Origin of the sequence: Terriglobus sp. YAF25 (assembly GCF_052113305.1) — a bacterium.
Lineage (GTDB): Bacteria > Acidobacteriota > Terriglobia > Terriglobales > Acidobacteriaceae > Terriglobus.
Genome location: NZ_JBFRCY010000330.1, coordinates 1 through 4,875, shown reverse-complemented (window position 1 = coordinate 4,875; position 4,875 = coordinate 1). Strand labels below are relative to the sequence as shown.

The 4,875-nt window shown below is 59.8% G+C and carries 4 protein-coding genes; all 4 read right to left on the bottom strand.

Annotated elements, in window-relative coordinates; translation table 11 throughout:
• Positions 1-962 (bottom strand): LLM class flavin-dependent oxidoreductase (locus tag AB4043_RS14725; RefSeq protein WP_442307379.1); only part of this gene is annotated, 962 nt, incomplete at its 3' end.
• Between the two features lie 69 nt (positions 963-1,031).
• A complete protein-coding gene (locus tag AB4043_RS14720; RefSeq protein ID WP_442307378.1) occupies positions 1,032-2,276 on the bottom strand; it encodes a spinster family MFS transporter in 1,245 nt (414 codons plus the stop codon).
• Positions 2,277-2,645: 369 nt separating this feature from the next.
• Positions 2,646-3,047, bottom strand: a complete 402-nt coding sequence (queF, locus tag AB4043_RS14715) for a preQ(1) synthase (protein WP_147649461.1) — start codon at positions 3,045-3,047, stop codon at positions 2,646-2,648.
• A 227-nt stretch (positions 3,048-3,274) separates the two neighbouring features.
• Positions 3,275-4,450: a M48 family metalloprotease gene (locus AB4043_RS14710; protein WP_442302710.1), complete on the bottom strand. Its 1,176-nt coding sequence runs from the start codon at positions 4,448-4,450 to the stop codon at positions 3,275-3,277.
• Between the last annotated feature and the right edge of the window lie 425 nt (positions 4,451-4,875).

Below are 4,875 nucleotides of genomic sequence, written 5' to 3'. Positions count from 1 at the left end.
TCATAGCTGCGCAAACGGTCGTCGAAGCTGTAGGTGTCAGTCACGGCAATGATCTCTTTGGCGCCGGTATCGCGAGCAAGCTTCTCGATGCCGCCGCGCACCGTTTCCGGACTGCCGACAATCGCAGCGCCCAGCTTGCTCTCCACTGCGGCCTGTTCATAGTCGGCCCACAAGCCGTCCATGGAATCCACCGGCGGCAGCAGCTCCACTGGCTGGTTGCGGATCAGCCGCAGGAAGCGCTGTTGTGGGGTGGTGAACAGACGCTTGGCCTCGGCGTCCGTCGGCGCGGCGATCACCTGTACGCCGACCATCATGTACGGCTCTTGCAATACACCCGGACGGAACATCTCGCGGTAAAGCCGAGCTGCGGCGTAGAGATATTCGGGCGCGAAGTGCGCCGCAAAGGCATACGGCAGGCCTAGCATGCCCGCCAGCTGCGCGCCGAAGGCGCTGGAGCCCAGCAGGAGAACGGGGACCCGGCTTCCCTCACCCGGAAATGCGTGTACGACCTGGTCCGGCCGGGGATCGCCAAGATATGTCCGCAACTCTTCCAGAAGCGCCGGGAAGTCATCGCCAGTCTGCTTCAGATCGCGGCGCAAGGCCCGCATGGTGTGGAAGTCACCCCCAGGAGCACGTCCCAGGCCAAGATCGATACGCCCGGGATACAGCGCTTCCAGTGTGCCAAACTGCTCTGCCACCACCAGCGGAGCGTGGTTGGGCAGCATGATGCCGGCCGAACCAACACGGATCGACTTCGTCGCACCCGCTATATGTCCAATGAGCACAGCCGTCGCAGAACTGGCGATGCCCGCGATGGAGTGATGCTCAGCCAGCAGGAAGCGCTGATAGCCAAGCTTCTCAACGTGCTGCGCCAGGGTTACGGAACGGGCAATGCCCTCCGAAGCATCTTCTCCGGGCCGCAGCCCCACCAGGTCCAGAACGCTCAGGCGAAGTTCGCTCATGGTGATTGGATGACGTCACTTCCGTAAACGCTTCGAGCGATGTCGAAGTTATGCGGCTATGAAACTTCGTTATACGRCTGCGGGATGCCGTTTGACGAACCGGCCACCCGCAAGAAGGATCACTCCCGCAACGACAAGCGCGAGGGTCGTAATGCCCATACCCAGCCGCAGGTTAGAGTGGTCGCTTACCAGACCGATCAGCAGTGGCGAAGGCATATCGCCGAGCAGATGGATGAGCAAAAGCTGTCCGGCCAGCGCCGAGGCCCGGTTCGCGGCGGTCACCGCATTGACCGTAGCAGCATTGATTGGGCCGGTACCGAGAAACAGGCAGATCTCTGCCCCCGCGAGCGCAGGCAACGTGATCCATGAGGGGCCGAAAAAAGTCAGCAACGCAAACGGAATGGAGGAGAGACAGCCGAACGCCGAGACCAGGTACAACGCACTGGAATTGCGTTTCAGTAACCGGCCCGCGATCCAGCCACCCGTAGCTGTGCCCACAATGCCGGTGACAGCGGTGATGGCTCCGATGGTGAATCCGGCCTGTCCCAGGGAGTAGCCGTTCACCCGATGCAGGAACGACGGCATCCACCAGGAGAGGCCGCCCATGCAGAAGGTGATGAACGCATACCCCAAAATGGAGCTGAGATAGGCGCGGTTGGTCACGAGTGCCAGCAGGTCGGCCTTGCCGATCTTTGTTTTCTCTGCTTCGCTGGCGCCACGCTCCGGTTCACGCATCAGGAAGAGGATCATCAACGCAAAGAGGATGCCCGGAACCGCAGAGACATAGAAAGGAGCACGCCAACCGTAATGGCTGCCGACCATGCCGCCGATCAGATAACCGAGCGCGGCTCCGACGGGAATAGCCAGATTGAAGATGGTCATCACCCGGTTGCGTTCCTCCGCCGGAAAGAAGTCGGAGAGAATAGCGGGTGCGAAGATGCCGAAGCTCGCCTCGCCCAGTCCCAGGGCCGCATGCCGCAGATTGAGCGCACCGAAGGTATGGACCGTGGCCGAGAGCAGATTCATGCTGCTCCAGAAGATCGCGCCGAAGACCACCAGCGGCTTGCGCGAAAAGCGATCGCCCAGCCAACCGGTGATGGGTGCGGCGCAGATATAGGCCAGCATGAACCAGGTCGTCAGCGAACCGATCTCCGCGTCCGAGGCGTGGAACTCGCCCTTCACCATCTCCTGCACACCGGGCAGGATGTAGCGGTCAATGTAGTTGACGAAGTTGAGAGCGGTGAGCAGGATAAGGGCGGTCGTAGCCCCGGCCACACGCTTCGTGGAGGTCGTCAGCTTGGTGGAGGTCGTCATTCGTCCTGTTATCTCGACGGTAAGGTGTTCTTCGGTAAAAAGACAAAAAGCTCAAGAGCGACGATACACCACCCTGCAAACAATCCGGCAACACACACAAAGAGACGCAGCAATTGTTTCCCGCCGGGAAAAGTCCGACGGTATTGACGAACAGTTTTGTACGCGGAGCGCTTCCGTAGGAGCGAGTCCGAAAGCCGTATCTTGAGCTCAGCTTCCATGTTGAGAACACAAACCATGGAAGCGACTGCGGATCCAGACGCCAAGATAAAGGCAGCACACAAGATGACAAAGTTCACGCGTTTACACCTTGCGGACGAGCATAACAACCCCAAAAAAACAAAAGGCGCGAAGAGCGCCTTTGTCTGTTATTTACTTCTTCGGCCGCGGCCAGCGGGCGGTAACAATCGTCGAGATGCCGCCACGCGGGCGGAAGTCGCCCTTCACCTCGGCCCATACCGGATCGGTCGCCTTCACCACGTCTTCCAGCACCTGATTGCAGATGTTCTCCTGGAAGATACCAAGGTTGCGATAGGTGAACAGATACTCCTTCAGGCTCTTCAGTTCCAGGCAGCGCTTCTTCGGCATGTAGCGAATCTGCAGCACGCCAAAGTCCGGCAGGCCGGTCTTGGGGCAGACGGAGGTGAACTCCGGATCGTCGATCAGGATCTCGTAAGCCGGAAACTGGTTCGCCCAGGTTTCAATCTCAGGAAACTTGGTGTCGAGCCCGGCGGCAGCGTGCTCATCGGTGTAACGCGGTTGCTTCTTTGCCATTTTTTTATTTTAGTGCCTGCTTGATGGGCCGTGGGAGTCTCGGTCGCGGTGGCGGGTCTTGTTGAATTGTTGAATGGTTGAATAGTGAAGAACCCGCGTGGAAGGCGAGCCCTACGGGGGAACGCCGAGAAGAATTCGGCGGGTTATCGAAATATTTGTGACAGCTGATTAAACGAAGATGCCGCCCGGGACTCCGGGCGGCATCTTTGCGGAGAGAGGTGTTGCGTCTACTCGCGGCGGCCAAGGGTTGGACGATCGTCATCCGATTTCCCGTTGCCGTTTGAGTCCGGATCGTTGTTGCCGCCGGCGGTGCGACGCAGGGTGGGCTTGTTGCCGTCCTTGGTGTCGTTCAGCTTGCGCTTGTTCTCGAGCCGTGCCAGGCGGGCCTTCACGTCATCGAACTCCGAGGTCGTGACCACGTAGTCCGGCTTTGAGGGCAGAATGGTGGCGATCTCGTCCTCGCTGCGCTCGATACGGTCCGGCGTCTGCGGATGCGAGCTGAAGGCCTTGGAGATCATGCCCGGCTTGTGCTTCTGCAGGGCGTCAATCTTTTCAAAGAATTGGATGAACGCCTGCGGATCGTAGCCGGAGCGGTACATGTACTGCAGTCCAAGCCAATCGGCCTGCGCCTCAAAGTTACGGGAGAACGACAGGAAGGTCAGCGGCAGAGCGAGCTGGCTGGCCTGGTAGATACCGTACCCGGTCCAGGTTCCCGAGGTGAAGATGATCAGCGGCACCTGGCCGATCTGCATGTAGTTCATGCGGGTCATCTCGCGGGCTGCATGGTGAGCCGCTACGTGGGCGATCTCATGAGCCATGACGCCGGCCAGTTCGGCCTCCTCGTCGCAGGCAAGGATCAGGCCGCTGTTCACGTAGAAGAAGCCGCCGGGCAGAGCCATGGCGTTGACCTCGTCGGTATCCAGCACCTTGATGGTGAACGGAACCTTCGAGTCAGAGTTCTTTACGATGTTCTGGCCGATGCGGTTGACGTACTCATTGATGACCGGGTCGCTGATCAGGCGGGCGCTGCGCTCGATCTCCATGGCGTAGCCCTTGCCGTTCCGGATCTCCCAGTCAGTGGAGTACCAGTTGCCCATACCGCGGCCGCCGATATCGCGGGTGCCGGCAGCCTCGACGTCGTCGTCGCTGCCCTTCTTAATATTCTTGTTCAGCTTTTCGCCCGGCTGCGGGATCGAATCGGCCTTCTTCGCAGCCTCTTCCTTCGCCTTCTGGATCTCTTCAGGCGTGGATTTGCTGGCGTCGGTCGGCACGGGGGAGCCGGTCGGTGACTGGGGAGACTTGCTGCTGTCCTTATCGCTGGGCTGCGACTGTGCGTAGACCGCACCCGGGACGGCCAATCCGGCCATCGCCAGCGCGAGTATGGCTGTCTGTAACCGACGCATTGCGACACCTCATCCGCCGGGGGACACACCCCGACACATTCTTAGACGTAGTATGCGCCTGCAGGGTAACAGATGGCCACCCCGGAGCGGTTCCGGAGCTTCCGGTAGCCCAAACCGGTCCTCCGGTGGGGCGTATCAGCGCGTCAGCCCACACACTGGGTGCCCCATCCATCGCAACGCGATGGGTGGGAGATTCGAGCGAAGCTCGAACCGCTTCTGCCGTTCGAAGAATAGCTCTTTCAGGACATTGGATGGATTCGAGCGGAGCTCGAATAGTTCACCGGGGACCCCGAACATCCCACCCATCGCGTTGCGATGGATGGGGCACCCAGTGCATGGGGGCACAAATGAGTAAGCCTCCGCGACCGGAGGCTTACTTATCCTTCAATCATTCATTTATTCCATTATTCAAGGTCTTATGACTC

Coding starts and splice junctions, on each gene's coding strand:
- queF (WP_147649461.1), bottom strand. CDS start 3,047: ATGGCAAAGAAGCAACCGCGTTACACCGATGAGCACGCTGCCGCCGGG.
- AB4043_RS14710 (WP_442302710.1), bottom strand. CDS start 4,450: ATGCGTCGGTTACAGACAGCCATACTCGCGCTGGCGATGGCCGGATTG.